The organism is Flavobacterium sp. H122 (assembly GCF_004959765.1).
Lineage (GTDB): Bacteria > Bacteroidota > Bacteroidia > Flavobacteriales > Flavobacteriaceae > Flavobacterium.
The window spans coordinates 183,806-209,706 of sequence record NZ_SJZD01000003.1 but is presented as its reverse complement, the minus strand read 5'-3'; the positions used below and the strand labels follow the sequence as shown (position 1 = coordinate 209,706).

General features: G+C 34.0%; 15 protein-coding genes and 1 tRNA gene. 7 read left to right on the top strand and 9 right to left on the bottom strand.

Annotated features, from left to right (window positions below):
• The first annotated feature begins 90 nt into the window (after positions 1-90).
• Positions 91-2,862 (top strand): reprolysin-like metallopeptidase, encoded by a 2,772-nt coding sequence (locus EZM65_RS06300; protein ID WP_136667707.1) that lies wholly within the window; start codon positions 91-93, stop codon positions 2,860-2,862.
• 64 nt (positions 2,863-2,926) lie between these two features.
• Here the strand turns inward: EZM65_RS06300 and pth are convergent, their stop codons facing one another.
• The 3 genes from pth to EZM65_RS06285 all read right to left on the bottom strand — a co-directional run bounded on the left by pth (position 2,927) and on the right by EZM65_RS06285 (position 5,208).
• Complete coding sequence (gene pth / locus EZM65_RS06295) at positions 2,927-3,550, bottom strand: aminoacyl-tRNA hydrolase (protein WP_371682993.1); 624 nt, start codon at positions 3,548-3,550, stop codon at positions 2,927-2,929.
• Positions 3,551-3,628: 78 nt separating this feature from the next.
• Positions 3,629-4,237: a 50S ribosomal protein L25/general stress protein Ctc gene (locus EZM65_RS06290; protein WP_136667706.1), complete on the bottom strand. Its 609-nt coding sequence runs from the start codon at positions 4,235-4,237 to the stop codon at positions 3,629-3,631.
• A 29-nt stretch (positions 4,238-4,266) separates the two neighbouring features.
• On the bottom strand, positions 4,267-5,208 hold the full coding sequence (locus EZM65_RS06285; protein ID WP_136667705.1) for a ribose-phosphate pyrophosphokinase: 942 nt from the start codon (positions 5,206-5,208) through the stop codon (positions 4,267-4,269).
• Positions 5,209-5,433: 225 nt separating this feature from the next.
• Between EZM65_RS06285 and EZM65_RS06280 the strand changes: the two genes are divergently transcribed.
• Positions 5,434-5,513: transfer RNA gene (locus tag EZM65_RS06280), tRNA-Leu, on the top strand.
• A gap of 146 nt (positions 5,514-5,659) precedes the next feature.
• On the opposite strand, the gene EZM65_RS06275 is transcribed toward EZM65_RS06280, so the two are convergent.
• The 6 genes from EZM65_RS06275 to EZM65_RS06245 form a co-directional block, all read right to left on the bottom strand.
• Entirely contained in the window at positions 5,660-6,604 is a 945-nt protein-coding gene (locus tag EZM65_RS06275; RefSeq protein ID WP_136667704.1) for a polysaccharide deacetylase family protein, read from the bottom strand.
• A 172-nt stretch (positions 6,605-6,776) separates the two neighbouring features.
• Positions 6,777-7,289 (bottom strand): general secretion pathway protein, encoded by a 513-nt coding sequence (locus EZM65_RS06270; RefSeq protein ID WP_136667703.1) that lies wholly within the window; start codon positions 7,287-7,289, stop codon positions 6,777-6,779.
• Positions 7,276-8,484, bottom strand: coding sequence for a general secretion pathway protein (locus EZM65_RS06265; RefSeq protein WP_136667702.1), 1,209 nt, complete (start codon positions 8,482-8,484; stop codon positions 7,276-7,278). The genes EZM65_RS06270 and EZM65_RS06265 overlap by 14 nt, the downstream gene beginning before the upstream one ends.
• Positions 8,484-10,640 (bottom strand): type II secretion system protein GspD, encoded by a 2,157-nt coding sequence (locus EZM65_RS06260; RefSeq protein WP_136667701.1) that lies wholly within the window; start codon positions 10,638-10,640, stop codon positions 8,484-8,486. Before EZM65_RS06260 ends, EZM65_RS06265 begins: the two co-directional genes overlap by 1 nt.
• A 35-nt stretch (positions 10,641-10,675) precedes the next feature.
• Positions 10,676-12,082: a GspE/PulE family protein gene (locus tag EZM65_RS06255; protein ID WP_136667700.1), complete on the bottom strand. Its 1,407-nt coding sequence runs from the start codon at positions 12,080-12,082 to the stop codon at positions 10,676-10,678.
• A 479-nt stretch (positions 12,083-12,561) separates the two neighbouring features.
• The gene (locus EZM65_RS06245; RefSeq protein ID WP_136667698.1) at positions 12,562-12,966 is read right to left on the bottom strand and encodes a type IV pilin protein; all 405 of its coding nucleotides are present in this window, start codon (positions 12,964-12,966) and stop codon (positions 12,562-12,564) included.
• 119 nt (positions 12,967-13,085) lie between these two features.
• Between EZM65_RS06245 and EZM65_RS06240 the strand changes: the two genes are divergently transcribed.
• The 5 genes from EZM65_RS06240 to EZM65_RS06220 all read left to right on the top strand — a co-directional run bounded on the left by EZM65_RS06240 (position 13,086) and on the right by EZM65_RS06220 (position 25,871).
• Positions 13,086-13,658: an OmpH family outer membrane protein gene (locus EZM65_RS06240; RefSeq protein ID WP_136667697.1), complete on the top strand. Its 573-nt coding sequence runs from the start codon at positions 13,086-13,088 to the stop codon at positions 13,656-13,658.
• Entirely contained in the window at positions 13,642-14,247 is a 606-nt protein-coding gene (locus EZM65_RS06235) for a hypothetical protein (protein WP_136667696.1), read from the top strand. The genes EZM65_RS06240 and EZM65_RS06235 overlap by 17 nt, the downstream gene beginning before the upstream one ends.
• 6 nt (positions 14,248-14,253) lie before the next feature.
• Positions 14,254-19,410, top strand: a complete 5,157-nt coding sequence (locus EZM65_RS06230) for a hypothetical protein (RefSeq protein ID WP_136667695.1) — start codon at positions 14,254-14,256, stop codon at positions 19,408-19,410.
• A 174-nt stretch (positions 19,411-19,584) separates the two neighbouring features.
• On the top strand, positions 19,585-21,114 hold the full coding sequence (locus EZM65_RS06225; protein WP_136667694.1) for a hypothetical protein: 1,530 nt from the start codon (positions 19,585-19,587) through the stop codon (positions 21,112-21,114).
• Between the two features lie 26 nt (positions 21,115-21,140).
• Entirely contained in the window at positions 21,141-25,871 is a 4,731-nt protein-coding gene (locus EZM65_RS06220; protein ID WP_136667693.1) for a lamin tail domain-containing protein, read from the top strand.
• Positions 25,872-25,901 lie beyond the last annotated feature (30 nt).

Here is a 25,901-nt window from a genome sequence, read left to right as displayed (position 1 = left end):
AATAAAACAACACCTATTTAATGTGTTAAAATTTTGATAATCAACAACAAATAGTATATATTCGGTTTATAATCCCAAAAACAAAGAAATATGAAGAAAACTCTACTTTTCATGTTATTCCTATCTTTTAACTTTCAAGCCCAAACCAATAAATATTGGAAGTCGAAAGAAAGCAATACATTTAAAAAAGCATCCAGCGAAAGTTTGGAATCGAATGATTTTAAACTATTTGAACTTGATTTGGCCGGCTTTCAAAACTACGCAAACAGAGCCCAGTCAAGAAGTTTACAAAAAAATTCATCTGAAGTAATTATTTCACTGCCTGACAGTCAGGGTAAATTAGAAGATTTCAGAATTTTTGAAATGTCCAGTTTTGAACCTGAATTACAGTCAAGGTTTCCTGAAATAAAATCCTTCAGAGGTCAAAGTGTCAGCAACCCTTCAACAACCGCATCATTCAGTGTATCCCCATATAATGGTATCAGCGCAATAATACGTTCAGGAGTGAACGGCACAACTACCATTATTGATCCCGTAGAAAAAGGGAATGTTTCGGTTTACAAAGTATTTGACAAATCTTCAAAAAGAGCAAACGGGCAATTCACCTGCTCAACAATAGACGAAGCAAATCAGTTTTCAAACGTATTAACAGACAAAACAGCCCAACTAAGAAGTGCGGATGACAGCAAGCTGAGAACCTTTAAACTTGCATTGTCATGTACAGCGGAGTATTCAAATTATTTTGGAGCAACATCTGCAGCAGATGTTGCCAAAGTGCTAGCCGCATTCAACGCAACAATGACAAGAGTCAATGGTGTTTTTGAAACCGACTTCAATGCAACTATGGTAATAATCAGCGAAAGCACAAATGTCATTTACTACAATGCTGCGACAGACCCATACTCTGACGGAGCAACAGGATCCGGCGGAGCGTGGAATACAGAATTGCAAAACACTCTCAGCACAAGTTTAACGGGAACAGGAACTTCTTTAGCCGCCAATAATGCCGCTTATCATATCGGCCACCTTTTTGGTGCATCAGGCGGAGGCGGAAATGCAGGATGCATTGGCTGTGTATGCAGAGATGACGCTGCAAGCACAACAGACAAAAACAAAGGTTCAGGATTTACATCACCTGGAGATGATATACCTCATGGTGATAATTTCGATATCGATTATGTTGCTCATGAAATGGGACATCAATTTGGAGGAAATCACACTTTTACCCACTCAACAGAAACAGGCAGTATTGCACAAAAAGAGCCGGGAAGCGGTTCAACTATTATGGGATATGCCGGCATTACAGGCGCAACAGATGTACAGGCACATAGTGATGCTTTATTTCACGCTATCAGCATTGAACAGATTACAACAAATATTAAGACAAAAACCTGCCCTACTGTAACTGATATCACAAACACAACCCCTACAGCTGATGCAGGAAGCAATTTTATTTTACCAATTGGTACTGCATTCAAATTAACCGGCAACGGCAGCGATGCTGACGGCGATAGTTTAACTTACATATGGGAACAGATGGACAGTGGAACTTCAACCACCACCTATCCTTCCGCTACAAAAACATCCGGTCCGAATTTCAGATCCTACACTGCAACAACATCACCTACAAGACATTTCCCAAGATTGGAAGATTATTTGGCAAATGGTGTAAGTGGAAATAAATGGGAAATTGTTCCAACTGTTGCACGAACTTTGAGTTTCAGATTTACTGTCAGAGACAACAAACCAGGCGGTTCAAATAATGGCTACGATGAAATGACCGTTTCTACTGTGACCACTGCCGGTCCATTTGCAGTAACTTCTCAAGCTGCTTCAGGGATCAGCTATACCACCGGAAGTTCAATTCCTGTAACCTGGAGTGTTAACAACACTACATCATTAACAGGTGCCACGAATGTAAACGTTAAATTATCGATTGACGGAGGCTTAACCTATCCTTATACATTAGCATCCAATATTGCCAATAACGGAACTGCGAATGTAAATCTGCCGGCAGGTGTTTCTGCTCCATTCTGCCGTATTTTAGTTGAACCTACAGCTAATATTTTTTACGCCATCAATACAAAAGATTTTGCTGTTGGATATAATGTTATCAACCAATGTTTAAGCTACACCAGCTCTCCTAATGCAACAATAGTGGAAAGCAATCCTTTAGCTTATCAAAATTTTACATTAAACATCCCTGCAAACGTTGTAATTAAAGATGTTAACGTAACCACCAGAATAAACCATCAGCCCAACCAGTTATATTTAAGAATTGATCATCCAGACGGCACAAAAATTCCTTTATACCAAACCCCGACAGGAAGAGGGAAGGTTGCCGGTTTGTGTGCAGACAGGATAAATGCCTTAAATGCAACTTTTGATGATGCCGGTACAGATTTTGATTGTGACACAGCAGAACTTCCTGCCGGCGGCACTTTCAGACCTTTAAATGCTTTAAGCTCTTTAAACGGGAAAAATTCGGCTGGAAACTGGACTTTCAAAGTTGCAGACGTTTCAACGGAGAAAAACAACAATTCCGGAACTTTAGCAAGTTTCACGGTTGAAATCTGTTATCAGGAAATTCAATCATTAAGCACCAGTGAAAATGAATTTGAAGGCTTTGCATTATATCCTAACCCTAACAAAGGTTCATTTAAAATAAACTTAAATTCAGATTCGAATAAAGTTGATGTGAAAGTTTTTGATATGAGCGGAAGAAGTATTTTAAACAAAAACTACTCAAATTCAGGTTTATTTGACCAGGAAATCAGATTAAACAATGCACAATCAGGAGTTTATTTAGTTTCTATCTCTGATGGAATCAAGAAAATTGTAAAACGTATTATCATTGAATAATCACAGATATAATTTAACGAAAAAGGGAAGCTTAATACTTCCCTTTTTTATATTCATAAAGAATTTATTTCCCGTTAAACGCGCTCATCGTATTACCCAAACCCGCTAACGCAAAAGACTCCACAGCATCAGCGGAGACTTCGTAACGTTCTTTCAATTTTTCCTTTTCTTCTTCATCCCATTCCCCAAGCACATAATCAACCTGTTTTCCTTTTTTAAAATCATCGCTGATACCAAAACGGAATCTAGGATAATCAGTTGTATTCAGCAATAACTGAATATTTTTCAATCCGTTGTGACCGCCATCAGACCCTTTAGGTTTAATTCTGATGGTACCAAATGGTAAATTCAGATCATCAGTAATCACCAAGATATTTTCTTTAGCTATTTTTTCCTTTTCCATCCAATATTGAACTGCTTTTCCGCTCAAATTCATGTACGTATTCGGCTTTAGCAGAAACAAGGTTCTTCCTTTCAATTTAACTTCAGCCAAAGCGCCTAATTTCACTGTTGAAAATTCGGCATTATGTTTTTTGGCTAAAAAATCAACAATTTTAAAACCAATATTATGTCGGGTATTCACATATTCAGCGCCAATATTTCCAAGGCCGACTATCAAAAATTTTTTCATGGGATCAATCTCTTCTTTCGGAAGTTTCTTTTTAAACAAATCGAAAATTAATTTCATATGACAAAAGTAATTGAATGTCACAAATAAAAAAAGCGCTCACTAATGTGAACGCTTTTGAAAGATATCGTAATGAAATTATTTTTTCTTTCCTTTTGCTCCTTTTTCTGCTTTTGCAGCTTCCTGAGCAGCTTTCATCGCAGCACGAGAAATTCTTACCTGACACACTACAGTGTTGTCCGGGTGTAAAAATTTGTAAGCGTCTGAATGTAATTTAGTGATGTATAATTTGTTACCCATTTCCAATTCAGAAATATCTGTTTCGATGAAGTCAGGCAAGTTAGCCGGTAAAGCTTTAACTTTTAATTTACGTTGGTTAAGACGTAATACACCACCCGCCATAACTCCTTTAGAGTTACCAACGATTTTTACCGGAATTTCCATAGTAACTTCTTTGTTATCAAATAATTGATAGAAGTCAATATGTAAAATTTTGTCAGATACCGGGTGTACCTGAATGTCCTGTAACACAGCGTTAAAAGACTTACCGTTTTCCAATTCAATCACAACTGTGTGCGCGTTTGGAGTGTAAACCAGGTTTTTGAATGCTTTGTCCTCTGCTGAGAAATGCACTGGTTGATCTCCTCCGTATAATACGCAAGGAACCGCTCCAGCATTACGTAAGGCTTTAGTAGCAACTTTGCCCACGCTTTCTCTTTCTGATCCTTTAATTGTAATCGATTTCATTTTAAATGTATATAATTAATAAAAAAAAATTAAACTATAAACTTACTGCTGATAGAATTATTATGGTGTACCATATGCATTACTTCAGCAAATAGTGACGCACAGCTCACTACTCTGATTTTTGAAGATTCTTTCTTTAACGGAATTGAATCAGTTACGATTAATTCTGTCAGTTTAGAATTTTCAATTTTTTCTACTGCGTTACCCGATAAAATAGCATGAGTACAAATAGCTCTCACACTCAACGCACCTCTTTCAAGCATCAGCTCGGCCGCTTTCGCCAATGTGCCTCCTGTATCAATCATATCGTCAACCAAGATAACATTGCGCCCTTTTACCTCACCAATCAGCTCCATTGACTCTATTACGTTAGCCGCTTTTCTTTGCTTGTAACAAATTACCACATCGGATTCTAAAAATTTAGAATATGAATAAGCTCTTTTAGAACCACCCATATCCGGGGAAGCAATTGTCAAATTATCCAAACCTAAACTTTTTACATAAGGAAGGAAAATTGTTGAAGCAAACAAATGATCAACCGGCTTCTCAAAGAAACCTTGAATTTGATCAGCATGCAAATCCATTGTCATGATGCGGGTTGCCCCGGCGCTTTCCAATAATTTTGCAACCAATTTAGCTCCTATCGGCACTCTCGGCTTGTCTTTTCTATCCTGACGAGCCCATCCAAAATAAGGAATTACAGCGGTAATATGTCTTGCTGAAGCTCTTTTAGCAGCATCTATCATTAACAACAATTCCATCAAGTTATCAGCACTTGGGAAAGTTGAACAAACAATAAACACTCTCAATCCACGGATTGACTCTTCATAAGACGGCTGAAATTCACCATCACTATAATGTGAGAACGATACTTTTCCCAGCTCAACACCGTATTTCTCGGCAATTTTTTCAGCTAGGTAAACACTTTGCGAACAGGCAAAAATTTTTGCTTCGGGTTCCAGGTGCGACATTAATCAGTTGTTTTTATTCCGTTACGTTTCTATGCAATATCATTTTTCAAAATCATATCGATATAAACACCTCGGATGTAGTTAGTTATGTGTTGTTGTGCTTTAACGCGGTGCAAATTTAGGAATAAAATCCAACTGGAAAAGCTATTTTTCAACTATTTTTTATGAAATTTAAAAAATTTAATTACATTTGCACCCACAATACTGAAACAACAATCAGTTTATGCCCGGATGGCGGAATTGGTAGACGCGCACGACTCAAACTCGTGTACTTAGGTGTGTGGGTTCGATTCCCACTCCGGGTACGATTAAAAAAACAAAAAGCCTTAGAATTTATAATCTAAGGCTTTTTTATTTTTTTTAATCAACAGTATAAATCAATAATACACTTCCTTGACCTATACTTTACTGCTTCAATTTTTTTATACTGTTCCAAGAACAACAACTCGTTTCATTTTTGAATCAATTGACCGTATAGACCTTCAATATCTTCCGTACTTGGTTCTTTCTTCATGAGTCCAATCCTTTCTTCCTGAGATTTCATCCATCTGTAAATCCAGGAAATTCCCCATTTTTTATAATACAGGTCTTTTTGTTTATAGACATCATCCTGCAGTGCATCGTCAAGACTTATAAAAGTATAATTATTCTTTCTTAACCTGCTGACAATCTCAGGCAGAAAAACAATATTTAAGGCATTATCATGACAAAGGTATATATGCTTAATTGGTCTGTTGTATTTTTGCATTGCAACAGCTTCAAAATAATTAAAATACTCGATAGTTTTTGCAACGTATTTTTCACCTATTTCCTCAGCATTTGCTTTGTCGTTTTTTTGGAGATAATATTCATAAACAGCATTGTACATCCAATCGATACTCTCAACTGTAAAAGGAGTCACACAATAGCCTTTACGAAGTAAATGTTCCTGTATTTTAGCGTGTTGAAGACTATCTTTCCCTAAATCGTTGAATGGGAATCTAAAATACTTTAAAGGCTTACCATATTTTTTGGACAATTTTTTAGTAAGTACCTCTCCTTTTTCAATGTCTTTGGTAAAAGATTCGAAACCAGCTTCTGAATATCTGGAATGACTGTATGTATGATTGCCAACAGTAATGTACTTTCTTTTTATCCAATTTTTCAGCAATCGGGTATTTTTGGCTACATTATCAGTATTGACTAATTTTTCTTCATTGATAAATATAGTTATTGGAATATTTACAGAATCCAATGTCTTTAATAATAAAGACTGAAACTTATCGGCTTGGAAAATTTTAGTATTTGGCACATCATCAATAGTAATCGCAACTTGTGACTGCCCGCTAACCTGATTAACAGTGATAACTGAAAAAGCAATAAGCAACAGATATTTCAAAAACAACTTACAAACCATATCGTTGGATTAGATTTTAGACAAGGAAATCAAAAGAGAAAGATTTTTTTTCAACACACCTTCAAACAAGACAACTCAATAAATCCTAAAAATACATAAATAAAAAAACCTCTTCATTGCTGAAGAGGTTTTTCAAAATCAACATTATTAAAAAATCTTCTAGAAAATCATTTTAATTGTTCGTCAATACAATTTCAGCAAATAATTGATCGATATTAGATTTATAGTTTCTTTCTTTTATAAAATGCACATGTCTTATAAAACCAATATTAGAATTGTTTTCTAATTGATTTAGCAATGAAATAATACCATTATATGACCCTTGAAGTATGAAAATGTAATTTAACTCTTTAGATTTGTTGGCTTTCACAACATGAGGCTCTTTAAATTCAACAATCTTTAAATCGAATTTAACGGCATGAGTGTTTAGGAATTTTAATAAATTATTTTGATAAGATTCAGATATGTTTATTTGTTGATTTTCCAATAATCGATCAAGTTGCTTTTCTTTTTGATTCAATTGACTTATTGTTTTAGGAGAAAAATTCTGGCCAGCCAAAACTTCTTTTTGAGAAAGGAATTCCTTATAATACTTAATGGTATTGGAAATAGCAAAGGTGTAGCACAAATAAAATGCTAGAATAAAACCAACAATTAAAAATTTATTTTTTCTATTTAGTTTCATTTATTAATAACTTGAGTGAAAAAGTAGTCTCTAAATTTTCATTTTTACCAAAATGTGTAATAACAACCTTATCTACAAAACTTATTTTTTCTAAAGATTCAATCCAATTTGTAAATATTTCTGTATTTATTGTTGCACCAGTAATTAGAATAGCTTTGTTGTCTATAAGAATAGCTTCTTCTTCCTTAATTTTCTTCTGAAGCGGTTGATATGTTAATTCTGACAATAAAATTGAGGAAGGAATATCTTTGGTTATATTATTCAAAATAGCCACACATGAAATGTTTGAATTACTATATATTTTTTTAACAGTTTCTTCCTTTAATTTAATACGCAGTTTAAGCTTTGACAATACTTGTTGAGAAGAATGGTTTACTTCTAATGTTTTAGAGTTTTCTTCAACTTTTTTATAATAGTTTGTGAAGAAAAAGAAATTAAAAAGTAATAGTATCAATAAAACACCTATTCCTGTCTGGATTCCTTTAGTGAAAAATTGTTTTTGAAAAAAATTGTCCTTAAGAGACAAGTTTAAGCTATCTAAGTTTCCTGAAGTAAGTTTTCTATTCAGAATAGACTGTAGAGTTACTGAAAAAGCTAATAAATGTTTATTGGAAATTTTCAGCCCGTTTATTTCATAATCAATTGAAGTTTTTATGTCCCGTGGTAAGATTAGATCTTTATTGTAATCAAAATTAAGAATATGCTTATTTGTCTCTAATGTCTCTTGATTTACAATATCGAAAATGACGGATAAAGGAGAATTTCCAATACAAATATGAAAAATAAAAATCTCATTACTTTTGAATTTATTGATTATGTCATCAACAACCGATTTTCTGGTTATACTAATAATCGATTTACTTTTTAAACGCCAAATGGAATAGTAAAAATCTTCCCATTTTATATTAGGAAACGCTTTATGTAATAATTTAGAATCAGCACCCTCAGTTTCTTGAATTTCCTTTTGAACAACTTGATTGGAGTTTATAACTAAATTATAAACTCTTTTTTTGTCAAGATTTTTAAATACTGAATCTTTAAAAATTCGTAAATCTTCTTTTGTCGGAATTAATTCACGATTCTTTTTATCAACTAATAGAATTGCTATATTATCTTCATTATCAACAGAAAAATATTCAATACCTACATATTGATTACCAATTGTTTTATTTTTAAAAGACGCAATAAAGTTCATTAGTAAATAACTGTAGGTTTGATTAAAACAGTTAATTTTTTCTTAGAATCCTCTCTCTTTCTAGAGCTAAAAAACCATTTAATAATTGGTATTCTTGACAATAGAGGAACTCCAGCTCCCGAATCGTTTTTAACTTTTTCTTCTAAACCACCAAGCACAACTAAATCTTGATCTTTTACTCTGATGATTGAGGTAAACTCCCTTGAATTAATACCTGGAGGGGCATTTTTATCAACTTTTTGTCCATTAAAACTAGACTGAACCACTTTGATATCCATTGTAATTTGTCCATCACCAGAAACTAATGGCATTATAGCTACAGATAATTCAGCATCTATAGGTTGATAATTTTTGATTTCAGATGTTTGTGGTATTTGTGAACCGTAAAAGTTTTGATTAGTAACTACATAGTAAGTAGTCTCTCCAATAGATAAGTAAGCTTTATGTCCATTTAAAGTAGATAATCTGGGGGTGGATCTTATTTTTAAATTCCCATTGGATTCTAAAGCTTTCAAGCTCAAGTAAAAATTAGGGACAACATTTCCTATGTTTAGAGAACCAAAACCATCAAAATTATTAATGATTTTATTTATAGTCTCTGCTCCAAGTGTAATATCTGCTCCCGGGAAAACATTTCCTTTAGTTTGTACTGGCTTATCACCAATTCCTGCATTGATGCCTGTTTCTATTGTGGTGCTTTTATTGTTTTCTAAGAGCATAACTTCTATAAGAACTACAGGGACAGCCTTATCAATATATTTAATAAATGATTCAAAACGAATAATATTGGCCGCAGGACCATTTACTAAAAAACTATTTAACTCTTTGTCTATTTTAATATCCAAATCTTTTTTAACTTCATCGGGAATAATAGAAAGAATAGATTCAGAAGAATTATTTGTCCCAGAATTTTGAGAGAGATTATTTGAATTTGATGAGTTCTGAAAATTATTACCGTTTAGTTTATTGTCGTTAAAATTATTGTAATTACTATAGCCACTATTGCTAATTCTTCCTGAACTTCTCCCTTCTCCGGATGGATTTCCTAAAAGCTCAATAGAACGATGCATTAGAGGAATAGATTTAATATTTCTAACCACTAATTGATTTTTTGTACCAAAATAATAAATGGTTCCATTCTTCATGAAAGTAAAGCTTTCGTTAGAAGAAAAATTAGATTCATTAGAATGTTGAGACGAATTACCATTTCCACTAGCTGATTTACCGTCCATTTTAGATTCAAACAATTTTACTAACAATTCGTCAAATCCAATATTTTTTGCTTTGAATGTAGCATTGCCAGCATTTTCTAATGGACTGGAAACAAACATATCAATCCCTAATTCATTACCAATATCATAGACAATACTTGATATAGGTGTATTCTCAAAATCGACTTCTAATGTTTTTTTGTCAAGATCTAATATGTTGAAGAAAAAATTAGACTTTCTAGAACGTTGTGGTTTGTTTTGCCTAATTGTATTTGTTCCTTTTTCGGTTGAAGCTTCCGGAAGATAACTCCCTTCCAATTGATCGAATAAATAAAAATTATCTTTTGACTTGGTTACATTTAAATCATTAGCATATGCCAATTTATTCAGCGCAGCATCAAATGGCATTTTTTGAATATAGGCAGTTAATAATTTGTTTTCAAGACCCGGTGCAAAAACAATGTTTTTACCACTTTCATTCATTATTTTTTTAAAAGCATCATACAGTTTATCCTCCTTTAAATCAAAAGAAACCAAATCATTACCAGCATCATATTGGACGTCTATATTTTTTACAATAGGTTTTTCGACAGGTCTTTCAAAAGGTTTTATTGATAGAATATTCCCTGTAAAATCAATAGTAAGATTATATTCTTTACATAAAAAAACTAACAAGTCAGCAACAGTAACATCTGTAAAATTGTTTACAATGCTAATTTGATTCAAATTTGGAGCTACACTTATATTTACTTTGTGAATTTCTGAAACGGCTAATAAAAAATTACCTAAAGTTGCTTCTTTAATATTAATATTTACTTTTTCAGACAAGCCATTAGAATCCGGTAAAACAGATTCAATATTATTTTTTATTTGCTGTATTCTACTATCTTGCGAATACGCTATCGAAAAAAAGAAAAAGAAGAATAACCCAGCTATTTTTTTCATGAAAATTTTAAATTGAAGTGGCAAATATAATGTTATTACATTAGTAATGAAAAAACTTCATCTATAGATGTTGTTCCGTCTTTGATAAGCTGAAGACTGTTTTTCTTTAATGTATAAATTTCTTTGTCATTCAAATAATCATCTATTATTAATTGGTTGTTTTTAATATGTGAAGCTAATTGGGTATCTACAGGAAGTATTTCATAAATGGCTTTTCTGCCGTGATAACCGGTATGATGACAATATTCACAACCCACTGCCTCGAAATGATGTTTTAAATCCATAGGAATTACAAAACCTGATGGGAAAATGTCAGTCGAAATGGCAGCTTCGGCTTTACAATGATTACAAAGTTTTCGGATTAATCTTTGTGCAATGCTTATATTTAAGGTACTGGCAATAAGAAATGAGGGGATACCCATATCGATTAATCTTGAAACTGTTGCCCACGCTGAGTTCGTGTGGATTGTCGACAAAACCAAGTGACCAGTTAAAGCAGCCCTAATTGCCATATTAGCAGTAGCTATATCGCGAATTTCACCTACCATAATAATATCAGGATCCTGACGCAAAAAAGTACGTAGGGTAGTAGCAAAATCCAAACCTATATTTTCCTTTAATTGTACTTGTGTAATACCCTCTAAAGTATATTCAATAGGATCTTCAACTGTAAGTATATTGGTGTTGGGTTGATTTAAATGCTTTAATGTTGCATATAAAGTAGTGGTCTTTCCAGATCCTGTTGGTCCAGATATTAAAACAATTCCGTTAGGCTTTTTTATGTTTTCAATATATGTTTTCAATTCCTTTTTTGAAAAGCCTAAAGAATCCATCTGTAGATGATCAGTATCTTTGCTTAAGAGACGTAACACTACTTTTTCTCCATGTAATGCAGGCAATACAGAAACACGGATATCAAAATCTTCAGTGTCTGTTACAACAGCAATTCTTCCATCTTGAGGCAAACGTTTTTCAGAAATATCTAACTGCGCCCTGATTTTAATTTTATTAATTAAGATAGGGTATTCTTCAGTAGTAATATGAAATTGTTCTTTAAGTTTTCCATCTAAGCGGAATCGTACCCGGGCTTTTTTTTCAAAAGGCTCAAAATGGATATCACTGCTTCCTATTTCTTTTGCATTAATTAATATTTTCTCTAAAAAATCATTGGAATAATGAATTTCAGAAATTTTTTCAGTGTTGGATTTTCTATAGTTAGTAGATAAATAACGATTAATGTTTTCAGTACTGTCCTTTTCTAATTCAATCGTAATTCCAAGTATAATTCCAAGCTCACTTTTTAAGTTCTCTAATTCAGGATGATCTGTTTTAAAAATATAAACAGATCCTTTTTTACTTGTTGGTATTATTCTGTAATGGTAGGCTTGTTCAGCTTTAATAAGCTCTAAGAATTCGGTAGAAATATGATAATTGTTCGTCATTTAAAAAGCATATAAAAAAGATACATTCATAAAAAAACCAAAGAGAAGTACAATGCAAAAAAATAAAGACATATAACCCGCTAAAGGCACACTTTTCTGTTTTTTATTTGTTAACGACAGATGAATTGCCAAAGCGAATACTAATGAAAAAACAAACAAGACAATAAAAGAAACCGGTGAAAACCCAAAACAGATGAAGATAAAAAAAAGTATATCACCAATACCTAAAACCTCTTTTAAAAAATTCAATTTAAGTCTAATCAGATTATAACAATAAGCACAAAGTAATATTATTGAAATAAAGAATAAGTTGAATGTCAAATTCGTGAGAGTTACAGTAATTCCGCTCTGTTGATATTGTAAAATAAAAAACAGCATCCCTGCAAAAGGATATAAAAACCAATATACCTCACGATCTTTATAATCTTGATGCAAAATACTCAATAATGTTATAATTAGACTTATCTTAACAAAGAACATTAATCGGCTGTGATTTGTTTAGGATTACCATTTTGGTCTATTTCCCAAATATTAAAAATGCCATTACCGTTAAAATCTGTTACTGCAGTCGCCTTTGCTTTAAATTCATTGGCAGAAGAATTGATAATTTCATAAGTGTAATTAGCACTACCACCATCTTTAACTGTTTTAGGTAATTCATAGTCAATTTCAGATAATGCGTTCGAGTATTTTGAATTCATGAAAAAATATTGTTGTTCTGCATTAAATATGGCTTTCAATTGCGTTTGTGCTTCCACACTTTTGGCTTTTGTTATTAAAGGCATTAAATTAGGTAAAGCAATTAAAAGTAATATCCCAATAATCGCTAATACAATTAGCATTTCCTGAAGGTTGAAAGAAGCTATTTTATGATTTTTTTTCATTTTCAATTTATTTGCGTGCAAATATAATTTTTTTCAATGTGTTTTTTGTTAACAACTCTTGTTAAAAGAATTTGGTAAAGACTTTTTTAACAGTTATTTTCGCGCCAAAATTGAAGATAATGAATAAATTAGAGTTTTTGAAGGGGATTTTGGGGAATAAAAATACACCATGGATATTGGGATTGTTAGCTTTTTTAATCAGTATTTTTGGATTATTCAAAAGTTATAACAGTTCAGAATTGGTATATGTCGATGTAAACAAATTAATTCAAGGGTACAGCAGAACCAAAACTGCTAAAGCCGAGTTTGATAAAAAAGCCACAGCCATGAAAGGTAATATTGATTCATTGGTTGGAAAATGGCAAAACGAATTGAAAAACTACGAAAAAGAAAGAGCTTCCTTATCAGCTAACGAGTTAAAATTAAAACAAGAATTGTTAGCCAACAAACAACAGCAAATCAACGGATATCAGGAAGCCATTCAAAAACAAATTCAGGAAGAAGATAAAAAAATTACCCAAACCGTAATCAACGACATCAATGATTACGTTAAAGAATATGGTAAAAACCATGGTTACAAAATCATCTTTGGCGCTTCCGGAGGTGGAAATATCATGTATGCAGCTGAAGTTGCCGATTTAACAGAAGACATTTTAAAAGGACTAAACGCAGAGTATGACAAAAAGAAATAGTTTCATACTTCTGCTACTTATTACTATCATTTCTTCCTGTTCAAAAAGCTTTGATACGCAGGAAGAAATGACTGTTTATATCACTGACGAAGACAACGGTTACCAATACAAAAAAACAGTAAACGGAGTAGATTACACCCTGCAATACCGCCCAACGGATTTGTTGGTCCAACAGGAACTACCTGAAAAACACACGCCAAAACAAATTGAAGACCTGCGAAAACAATACGGAAAATACCTGTATTTCAACTTATCCATGTCTAAGAACGACCAAGAGCTACTTAACGGATTAGCCAGAGACAAACAGCGTTTTGGTCAAATGGTGAACCAGCTGGCTTTTGAAATGGATCAAAAAGTACACCTGTACACTCCCGAGAAAGACACCTTAACTATGGCCGATTTCATTTACCCGCGTATGTATGGGATGACCGATGCTACCACAATAATGATAGTCTATCCCCGAGACAAAAAATATTTAAACAATGATTATTTGAATTTCACCATTGAAGACCTAGGTTTTGACACTGGAGAGATAAAATTCAAAGTCGAAACAAACAAATTACAAAACGAACCACAATTACGATTTTAATATAAAATGAAGCCAAATTCAAGATTCCAAAGAGCCATTGCTACGTTCTTTTTATTGATTTTCTTTCCCACATTAGTTCCACAAAGTCTGTTTGCGTCTAACAACGGACCTAGTGCATTAGAAGCTGCAGGGTTCGAACCAGCCAATGCAACAGACATGGTTAATTTATTAACTGGTGATATGTCCTATAGCCTCCCGTTACTAAACATCCCTTCTCCAGAAGGAGGATATCCATTAGCACTTTCTTATAAAGCTGGTATCGCTATGGATCAAGAAGCTTCTTGGACAGGATTAGGCTGGTCATTAAATCCTGGAGCAATTAACAGATTTGTAAATGGATATGCTGATGATATTTCGCAAGGTGAGGAATATTCATTTGTTTATGACAAAGGGAAAGAACTCGATTTTTACAACGTAGGCATCGGGGCTAACTATGCAGGTATAACTGCAGGTCTAGGCGCTTACTGGGGGAGCAATAAAACTTTAGGCGGTAGCGTTACATTTGGTTACGGACCTGCCGCTGCCTCAATAACAGCTGGTAGTGCAGGAACGGGATTCAGTCTTGGCTATACTAATACAGTAGAAAATGTAGTAAATGATTTTTGGGGGAATAACAATTTTCAAAGTAGCGGCACAGGAATTACCAGTCAGGGAGCAGGATTATCTTTTAACTCTGGCAGTATTTCAAAAAATGACTACAATATCTATGTCAAAGATGAATCTTTTAGTTTAAATTATGGAATAAATTTATACTATGGGCACAAGCATATCAGCTACAGCTTATTTAAAGAAAACATAAAAAAATACACTGGAATCTTATACCCTGAAATGTTTGATTTTTTAACTGGCACAGAATTTCAAAGTGGCGTTTCACTAGAGACAGACACAAACTTAAACTCAATCTACAAAGATAATTCATCTGTATTAAATTTACTAGAACAATCCAAAAGTGTAACTAATTTTGAAACTTTTTTATCACCTTCAAAAGACAATTATATTGTTAATGCACAAGCATTAAACGGAAACATCAACTCACACATCCCTAACGAAATAAGGTTAACTTATAATCATCATCAATCACAATTTGATGAATTCTATTTTCTGGGTAAAGGATTAAATAACGATCCTTTGGATAATGACATGAAATTGAACACAAAGATTTTCATGGACTATAATAGTTATGCTTCTGGTTTTTCCAGAAACAACAGGACAAATGTTGTTAGAGATTTAACACAAGAAAGTATATTAAATCCAAAAAATTATAATGGAGAAATTGCATTTTCTGCTTACAGAGCTGCAAAAACAAATCCTACTTCTACATACAGCCAAACTATAACCCCTAATGGAGAGCCTTTAAAAAATGGCTACCACAACAGAAAAGGGGTACAGGTAGAAACTTTCACTAATGAGCAAATAATAAATAACGGTTCCAATCTAAATTTTATCGAAGCCAAAGGTTTATCACGAGCAGATCAAGAAGTTTATTTGAAAAACTCTATTGGAGGTTATAGAATCACACAAGCTGATGGTAAAACCTATCATTACTCATTGCCTGTCATAAATTTTGAAAGCTGGTATAAAAACTATAAGGCAGGAAGTAATGAATATGACAATTTTTTTGAAAATGAAAACGGAATCCCTTACACTACCGATTGGTTACTTACAGCAATAACAGGTTCAGATTATGTTGACACAAATGGAAACAACATTCTCGACAAAGATGATTATGGCTATTGGATTGAATTTGAATACGGAAAATGGTCTGACGGTTATATATGGCAAACAAATTCTGCAGAAGATAATTTCATAAAAGGAGACATAAAAAACTCTGACAGATATGAATACTACAAAGGACGAAAACAGATTTATTATCTAGATGCAATAAAAACTAGAACCCATACCGCATATTTTGTCAAAAGCCTAAGAAAAGATGCCACAGCAAAACCTATACAGGAATATAAAGCTAAAATTGGCAGTATTGCCAGCTATGACAAACTGGTTAATGGATTGGAAATTTCATCTAATTATTATGAATCATTTAAAAATGATCCGGTAGCAAACAACGCATATTTTATAATTTTCCCAAAGAACTACAATATTCCAGAAACTAATGGAACTAAAAAATATTTTGACTATGCCGGATACAAAAAAAATTATAAATACAAAGATATCCCTAAACATTATTCATTAAAATTAGACAAGATTATTTTAGTAAAAAATAATGATTTGGTTATTGACAAAAAAACAGGGGCAGATTTAGTAACCGATAAAGAAGCTTATATTGCACATACCACTCGATGTTTTAAAATTACGCAAGCAAGTTATGAAGATGATTATACTTATCATGGCATTGATGGTATATATACCAAAAAAGACAATCCTATAAAAAAATTTGAGATTCATTCCAGCCAAAACATTTTAGACATAAATGATATAAACAATATCGACATTAAAACAAAAGCTATTAAGACAATCAATTTTGAATATGACCCAAATTACAGCCTAAAACCATACACAAAAACATCTGATGCCACAAACAAAGGAACATTAACCTTACAAGCCATTGAATTATTGGGTAAAGAAGGTAACAAAACAATACCTAATTATAAATTTAAATACGACTCACCATCAACTCCTTTTAACAATCAAAATGAAGATGGATGGGGGTACAACAAAACTCTTCCAAATGCTTGGTCGTTGAGTGAAATAACCACCCCAATTGGAAAACAATTAAAAATTAATTACGAACAAGATGATTACAGCCAGGTAGCCTCGATTTCTTCCAGAGTATTTAGTTCAGGGTTAAAATTTTCACTTATAAAAAACACTTCGTCAGAGCTGGAAATCACTATCGCTAGAAATACTGAAACTGGTGATGACACTATAGAAGAATTCACCAATTTCAAAGATTACTTTGCAGTTGGCGAGAAGGCTTCGCTTGAAATGTTCATATGTCGACGAAGCGATTATGGAGGCAGTCGAAGAGAAGTTAAATTCAAACCTAATGGTATCGTATGCGATGTAGTAAGCGTTGATGAAAATCAAGCAAAATTAAAAGTACTGGATAATTCCTCATACTGGTCCTTCTATAACAATGACAGGTACTGGATACTTAACAGAACATTTGCATTAACATCAGTCAGACATATATCAAATGGCTCAAAAGACGGTGTAATCATGAGAGATGCTGGATATAAAAATTGCTGGGACTGGAGAGATGCATACGACAATGATGATATTAATTTCCACTATCGACTAGCTTCATCTTCTACACCTAAAAAATCAAAAGGAGGAGGATTACGTGTTAAAGAAATAAATGTAGCCGAGCAGAATAGTGTTAAAAATACACAAAAATTTTTCTATAATGTTGCAGGTACTGATAAAAATTCAAACAATGTCTCGTATGTATCTTCAGGATCTACATCTTATGTCCCATACAACTATCCTGTGGTACTTCCTTATGCACAACTTTTACCGAGCGCTAATGTATTGTACAAAACAGTAACAGTGGAGACTTATGACACTAACAACAATATGCTAACTGGCACTCAGTACAACTTCAATACTTTGTTTGATAGTCAAAAAGACAATTCGATGGAATTTAACTTGGGTGACAAATTATCAATTCAAAAAACTCAAGATGAAAATATCCATTTTGATGTTATTTCTACCAGCTGTAATTGTAGACAAATATCGGATTTGTATCTAAAAAAATATATATTAAAGGACAAATTAAATTCATTGGGACAATTGATTTCAATTTACAGTTACAATTATAAAAATCAAACTTTAGGATTTAAAAAGTTTAAATTTAAAACTAATTTAGATACTGACGGGCAAATTGGAGTTACAGAAGAAGCTTTTTCAACAAAATACTCTACATACAATACAGGCAGTAAGTACAACTCGGTATCTTTACAATCGATAAAATATCCAAGTATAATAGAATCGATTGAAACACAAAACAGTTCTTACAACTACAAAATAAACTATGACAAATTTGATTTCCTAACCGGTCAAGTATTAGAAACCACAACCGAGACTAGCGACGGCAAGAAATTCAAGACACGTATTATTCCTGCCTATATAAAATCTCAATATGCTAAAATGGGATCTAAAATAGATGATCCTACCTATAAAAACATGCTGTCCCAAACCACTGCGGAATATTCGTACATCATGGACAATGGCACCTGGAAAGAAACCGGTGTGGGTATCACCACTTGGAACAACATCTGGGAATATCAGGATATTGAGGGTAATATAACAACATCAACAACAGACAGAGAAAAAGTATGGCGCAAGCACAAAACCTATGTTTGGAACGGGCTAAAAGATGACCAGGGTATCTTCCAGAATTTCAATAGTACTAATGACGATGATTTCAATTGGACCGTGGGAGTTGGTTCACAACCTTCGCAATGGAAACAAATTTCAGAAGTAACCAAGTACGACCATTACTCGATGCTGTTGGAAGCCGAAGACATCAACCACCACCACGCAGCTACCAAGATGGGGGACAACGACACCAAGATTACAGCTGTGGGTAATGCTAAATACAACGAATTGTTCTACTCGAGTATGGAAACCCTAAACAGCAATAACTGGTTAGAACCAAGCATCAAGCTAAATGGCACTTCCATAAGAAACAGCTCTTTGGTTCATACGGGACGTTATTCAGCAGCAACCACAAATGCTAGCAATGTAACCATTGATTTAAAAAATGCACACAAAGCAGGTAAATACAAGCTAAATGTTTGGATACATAAAAACAATGCTTCAAAAGCTAAAATCAATTTCAGTGGTACTATTAAAGTTGGTGAAATCAAGCAGGCTGGTGACTGGGTATTAAAAACCTATTATTTAGACATTCCTGCCACTGCTACACAAATACAGCTAACATCAACCGATGCCACAGAGGTAATCTACGATGACGTGATGCTACGCCCTATCGCTTCAGGCATCACGGGATATGTGTATAATGAATGGGATGAGTTATCGTATGTTGTAGGTAACAATGGACTTGCCACTCATTTTAAATACGACAAAGCAGGTAGATTGGAAGAAACTCACGTAGAAGTATTTGATGATCAAACCAATAACCTAACCGGAGGTTTTAAACTAATCACCAAAAACATCCAGAAGTACAAGTATTTACAATAAAAAGTAAAAATAAATTTTGTAATTAAAAAAGATATAGTAATTTTGAAAGCATAAGGAGGAGATTCTAATTTAGTTGAAAAACTATTAAGAAAATACAAACCCAGTGTTCTGTTGGAGATTTTTTAAATAAAAATACCCCTTCTCCTTTTCTTTCCTTTATTCATAAAATAAGATATGAGTCACTTTTCCAGGAAAGATTTTATCAGGTTAACCTCGCTTAGTTTTATAGCAACCTTGTTACCTGTATCAGAAATGCAGGCCATAACCCGTGTTTTTAGTTCAAACCTTCCTACAACCAAAGAAGGTTTCGAAGAAGCCAAAAAACTGGCCAAACAAGCCAAAGTGTTTTTCTATAAAAAAGAATACCAAAAGGCCATCGATACCTATTTGCGCTGTATTGAACTGGCTCCTAATTATATTCAGTTTTACGACAGCCTGTCTAATGTTTATGGCGCTACCAATAATCTTGTAGCCAGTGCTGAATTATTCAAACAAGGACTGTTAAAAAACCAAAAGAAAGGATTGTTCTATGATAGAGCAGCAAGATCACTGCAGCATTTGGAATTAAGTCAATCCAAGCAAGCCGAGGCATTCCTTAAAAAGAACCAGAAAAACGCCTCATTGTTTGATGACGCTCAGGAATTGTACAAAAAAGCCATTGAGTTGGAAGGTGCTAAGAAATATTTGGTTGAAGGCCAATTGCACTTAGCTAAAAAGAAAGAAGCTAAACTCAAACTTGCTTTAAAAAAGGATAAAGCTCAACTTAAAAATGAAAAAAAGGAACACTATAAGGAAAGCAAAGCCCAATACAGGCAGTTAAAAAGCAAAGTACGACTTAAGTCGGATACTGAATTAGAATTGCTTATAAAACAACTGGATACAAAAAAACGTCCCGAGCTGTTTGTGGCTCATGAAAAAAACCAACAAGAATTTCATGTAACCAAACAAAAGAAACGTTATTTAAGAATTCTGTGGGAACGTTACAAAAAAGATAAAACCAAGAATATTGACTTGGCTAAACGAATCTTTGATTTAGATCCTTCGGATTCCTTAGCAATTTGTCATTTGAAAAAGGCTTATCAAGACAACAATAAGTATTTCGATTTAATCAAGGAACGCCAACGATTTGCCGAGGCCCATCCTTCGGTTTACAGTTATCTGGGAGTTGTTGATGCCATTCAGGATGCCTATGACAAAAAACAGGTAACCCAGGATTCTCTGGCTAATGGAGTTTCTATTGCAGATAAAATTTTAAGCACCTACAGTTTAACTGAAAAAACAGCAGTTGATGTCATTGATAAGCTAGCCAAACTATATATTGCTCAAGGAAATTACCAAGAAGCAACTTCTGTAATTCAGACTATCCTCAATGAATTAAACACAAACAGCCCAGCTACTGTCAATAAATTAATTTACAGATATGCGTCCATATATTTCGCAAAAGGAGATTATCTAAAAGTCAAAGAAATTTTACGTTTTGGATTAAATGAAGAAGAAGGTATAAAAGCAGAAAATAAAACAATACAACAAATTCATATATTGGCTAAAAATAAACAAAAAGAATCTTTCAGACATAAAGAACCTTTGTATATTCTAGCCTATCAAGCACATAAATCTTTGGGGGAAAACAGTCAGGCTAAGGAAATAGTACAAAAAATAGCTGCCTATGATCCTAAGAATTTATTTGTTCAAAAAAGAAACTAAAAAACAAACCAACATTTGCAAATAATATGAAGCAAATAGTAACAGCATTTTTACTTTTAATAAGTACCTCTTTATTTTCACAAGTTTGTGAAAATAAATATGGCAAAGTAGTCATCTCAGAAATATTTTTTGATACACGGTTTCAAGAAACCATAACTTCTAGTAAACATCATTATGGTGAGTATATTGAACTTTATAATTCTTCCGATACACCTATAGATTTAACCGGCTGGACAATACAGGATAATCACACACAGTATACGTTATCACCTAATAACTTAAACTCTAATTTTATTATCCAACCAGGAGGGTATAAGATCATAACTTATGGTGGTTTTTATTTTTATAGTGGCTATATTAGGGCTACCGGACAGTATCTTGATCAAGGTGCTCCAATAACAAGAGAAACTTTTATGGGATTTTTTCCTGAGATTGCATCCGTCCCTAATTTTCAATCTACAGATATCATTTTACAAAATACAATGGTACTTTACAATGATAGTGATCACATCAAACTTTTTGCTCCTAATGGAAAGATTGTAGACCAAATCAAATACAACAACGATAGGCAAAATGATCAACTTATAGTTTATGGTACAAATACTCAACAGGGAAATGAATTAGCGGGAAACTTCTTAGACAATAACGATGGAGGAATATTTTATGGCCCTATGGCGGGTATTCCAAGACGAATAGACCCTAACAATATTAATGCTGGTTATGTAACCGACTCTGAAGGAAAACGCATTTATGATATAGACGACAATCTTAAAAAAGCCATATACCGTTCTACAGCAAATAGTTATTACAGCAATCAGCAAACTGTTTTCGCCGTGGAAACCGCTTCGCCTTTTAGAAGTCCTAATGTAACGGTGCCTTTAATGCCGCTTGATCCATTCATGACTGTTGTTAATCCAATATATCCTAATAGCGACAATCAGGCTGAAGTCTTCGTTTATGATATCAAAACACAAGCAATAATTGGCCAGTCTAAAACCTATTTTGACGACTCAGGAAAACCAACGGTATCTATCTCTAAAGATTACCAAAATAATCTTAGTTGGGCTTCTGAAACTGTTTATGATAATTTTGGACGCAAATGGAAAGAATCATTTCCAACAGTGACCTGTATGGATTTCGACAATGTCAAATACCTTTCAAATCCCAACCTAAAATCGCAGTTTCTGGATAAATACTACAGTAATAATAATACTAATCCATACGAAGCCTATCAGGCTACTGCTGAACAACCGTATTCTGAAATCAACTACGACAACAGCTTAAATCCTGGTAGCGTAATCAATGTAGTAGGAGGAAATAAAATTGTAGACAGTAGCGGTACACCGCAATGGAAAACTGGCTATAGCTACACCGTTCCTGCCGCTCAGGAAATGTACTATGCTTTTGGCTACAATTATTACGATGGCCCTATTGCTAACGGCAAAGAGGAAGTTATCACTAAATTCTTCAAATCGGTTAGTGTTGATGCTAATGGGGTGGAAAATGTAGCTTTTTCTGATGGTGAAAACAAGACCCTTGCTGCAGCCAGATCAGGTGGCCCAGCTAATTATCCAGTGTATTCCCTAATAGGTACCCAAGGTTTTGTGGATATTCATATTCCATCAGGAGCCCCAGCAGGAACCCTGATTGGAAACCCATCTAACTATGAAGTATTCAACTTGAGAACAGGCATTAAATTCTCCTCTACACCGTCTAGCCTACCATCAGGTGAAGGCTATCGTGTGGCACTAGCTCCAAACGTCACTATTCCTACTACCAATCCTAAAGTATACATCGCTCAAACCCCTGCTGGCGGTACTATCACCTACGATGCTGGAGCATTAGGGGTTACCTATAATGTGAACTACTACGACTACACCTTAAACGTATACAACAAAATAGGACAACTAATTAAGAATATACAACCTAAAGGTTATCAAACAAATATTGTTATCAAAGACGCTCCAGCTCACATGCTTTCTGGATCAACTGCTTTTATTTCAACTTACACATATAACAAACAAGGACTTATCGAAAAATCGGTTAGTCCTGATCAGGGAACCAGCAATTTTCTTTATCGCAACGATGGTCAAATACGTTATTCACAAAACCAAATTCAAACGGATACAAAAGTTGCTTATACTAATTATGACGACAACGCTAGACCCATTGAAACTGGTATAATAACTAAAAATGCTTCTGGTATATGGTCTGATGCATCAAATACCAATCTGGACAACAACACAATTTTATCAGGAAGTAGTTATAGTTATTCTGAACAAGCAGGTATTATTTACGATTACATAGATAATAATCAAACATCTATGGTTATTCCGCCTAGCTTATCATTAGCAAATGTATTGACCTCTGCCTCAATCAATCCAACTGATTACATACAAGAAAATCTCGCAGGCAATGTTGCATGTACTTTTAATAAAACAGGTAACTCCATTAACGCAATTACTTGGTATAACTACGATGCCTACGGTCGAGTAACTTGGATTGTACAATACAATGAAGAATTAGGTGCAAAAACCATACATTATGAATACGATTATAAAGGAAATGTAGTTAAAGTAATTTTTCAGAAGAATAATTCAAGTGAAATATTTGTTCATCGCTATACTTACAATAGCATTGACAATGCATTGACTAAAGTAGAAACATCAAGAGACAACATCAATTATATTACTCATGCAGCATATACTTATTATAAAACAGGTGAATTAAAAAGAGCTGAAATCGCTCAAGGTACTCAAGGTCTAGACTACGTATATACTTTAAACGGTCAGTTAAAAAGTATCAATCACCCTAGCTTATTACAAGCCGATGATCCAGGACATGATGCCAATGATGTTTTTGGTATTATTTTAGATTATCATGATGGTGATTACAAAAGAGCCAATACCAATATTACTTCTTCACCAACTATTGCTGGCGCCAATCAAGACTTTAATGGCAACATCAAAGCCGCACGTTGGGGTAATCGTAAAAGTGTAACAGGAGGTGCTGTTTCAGGCCCAGTAACACAAGGAGCTTATATGTACAACTACAACCCTAATGGATGGCTGACAAATGCTAATTATGGTAGTTATACAACCAACGGAACCATAACTAACAATAATCAATTCAAAGAAGGTAATATTACTTACGATGAAAATGGTAATATCAAAACCTTACAACGCACTGATAAAAACGGACAGGTAATAGATAATTTATCTTATAATTACAATAATAACAACCAGCTTAATTATGTTGCTGACTCGGTTAACCCTGGAATATTAACAGATATCGACAATCAGTCTTCAGGAAATTATGGTTATAATGCAGTAGGACAACTCATTTCTAATGCTGCTGAGACGCTAACATATACTTACAATGCACAAGGTTTAACCACCGAAGTAAAAAGAGCAGGAAATACTCTGGTAAAATTTTTCTATAACGAACGAGGGCAAAGAATTAAGAAAGAGTCTTATAACGCATCAGGAATTACAACAGATTATTACGCTCTGGACATTACAGGAAATGTAATGGCTGTTTATCAAAAAACGTCAAGCACTCCTATAACGCAAAAAGACTTAATGATTTATGGATTAGGCACTTTAGGGACCTATACTAAAGGAGGCATTCCAGCTGATGACGCTGCACTTTACCAAATCACAGACCATCAAGGTAGTGTTCGTGCAATCATACATAAAAAAGTAAACAGCTCACTTTTAGCCGTATATATTTCAAACTATTATCCTTTTGGTGAAAAACTATTAAATGGAGACCTTGCTATTGCTTACCGCTACGCCTACCAAGGACAAGAATTAGATGAAGAAACCCAAATGGAAGCCTTCCAACTTCGATTATGGGATGGTCGTATAGGCCGATGGTTAACCCCTGACCCTTATGGACAATATACTTCGCCTTATCTTGGAATGGGGAATGACCCTATAAACATGATTGATTCAGACGGAGGAGTTGCCGAAGAAAATTTTGGTTTTGGAAAAATGCCCGCATCTATGTCTGGTGGAGATTATTACAAGCCTGGCATTGGATTCAATGTAGGGTCTCAAATTACACATCAAGGTATTTCTTTTGATCAGTTTACTGATTTCATAATGGCTAAGGCCGTAAATACCTATAATAATTCTAGAGCTTTTATTGTAGGCTTTGGTAATGCGTTTGGCTCTAATTTACTCTTAGGACAAGGAAGAACAAACCCTCAAAATTGGCAAGATTCACAAACCGAAGGCGCTTTTAGATTTGGACAATTGGGTGGGGACATATTTAGTATGGTTGCAGGAAAATTTGAAGCAGGTGCAGGAATTGGAACAGGAACGGTTGCAATAGCAGCAGCTCCAGAAACGGGAGGTGCATCACTAATAGCACTTCCTGAAGCAAGTGGCCTGATAGTTCATGGGGGGGCTGTAACAGGAAAAGGTGCCGCTAATACTGCTGGTTCTATAATAGGTCTTGTAAATTATTTTGCTAAAAAAGGGAAACACAGTTCTGGTGGCTCAAATGAACCTGAAGGACCTGGAAAACTTATAAAAAAAGGTTTAGAACTTATTAAAAAAGGTTTAGTACAATCGCATGACATATATCAGGGAAGAGAAAATCCTGACTGGACTGGGGCTAAAGAATATAAAATTCCTGGCACTCCCCCTCAATCTCCGTGGAGAATATTAGAAAGAACCAACCCAGATGGTTCAACAACTTGGGGTTGGACAAAAAATCATTATAAAAAAAACACAATAATAGAATTTTAATATGAGCAATTTATATTTTACTATTAGCAA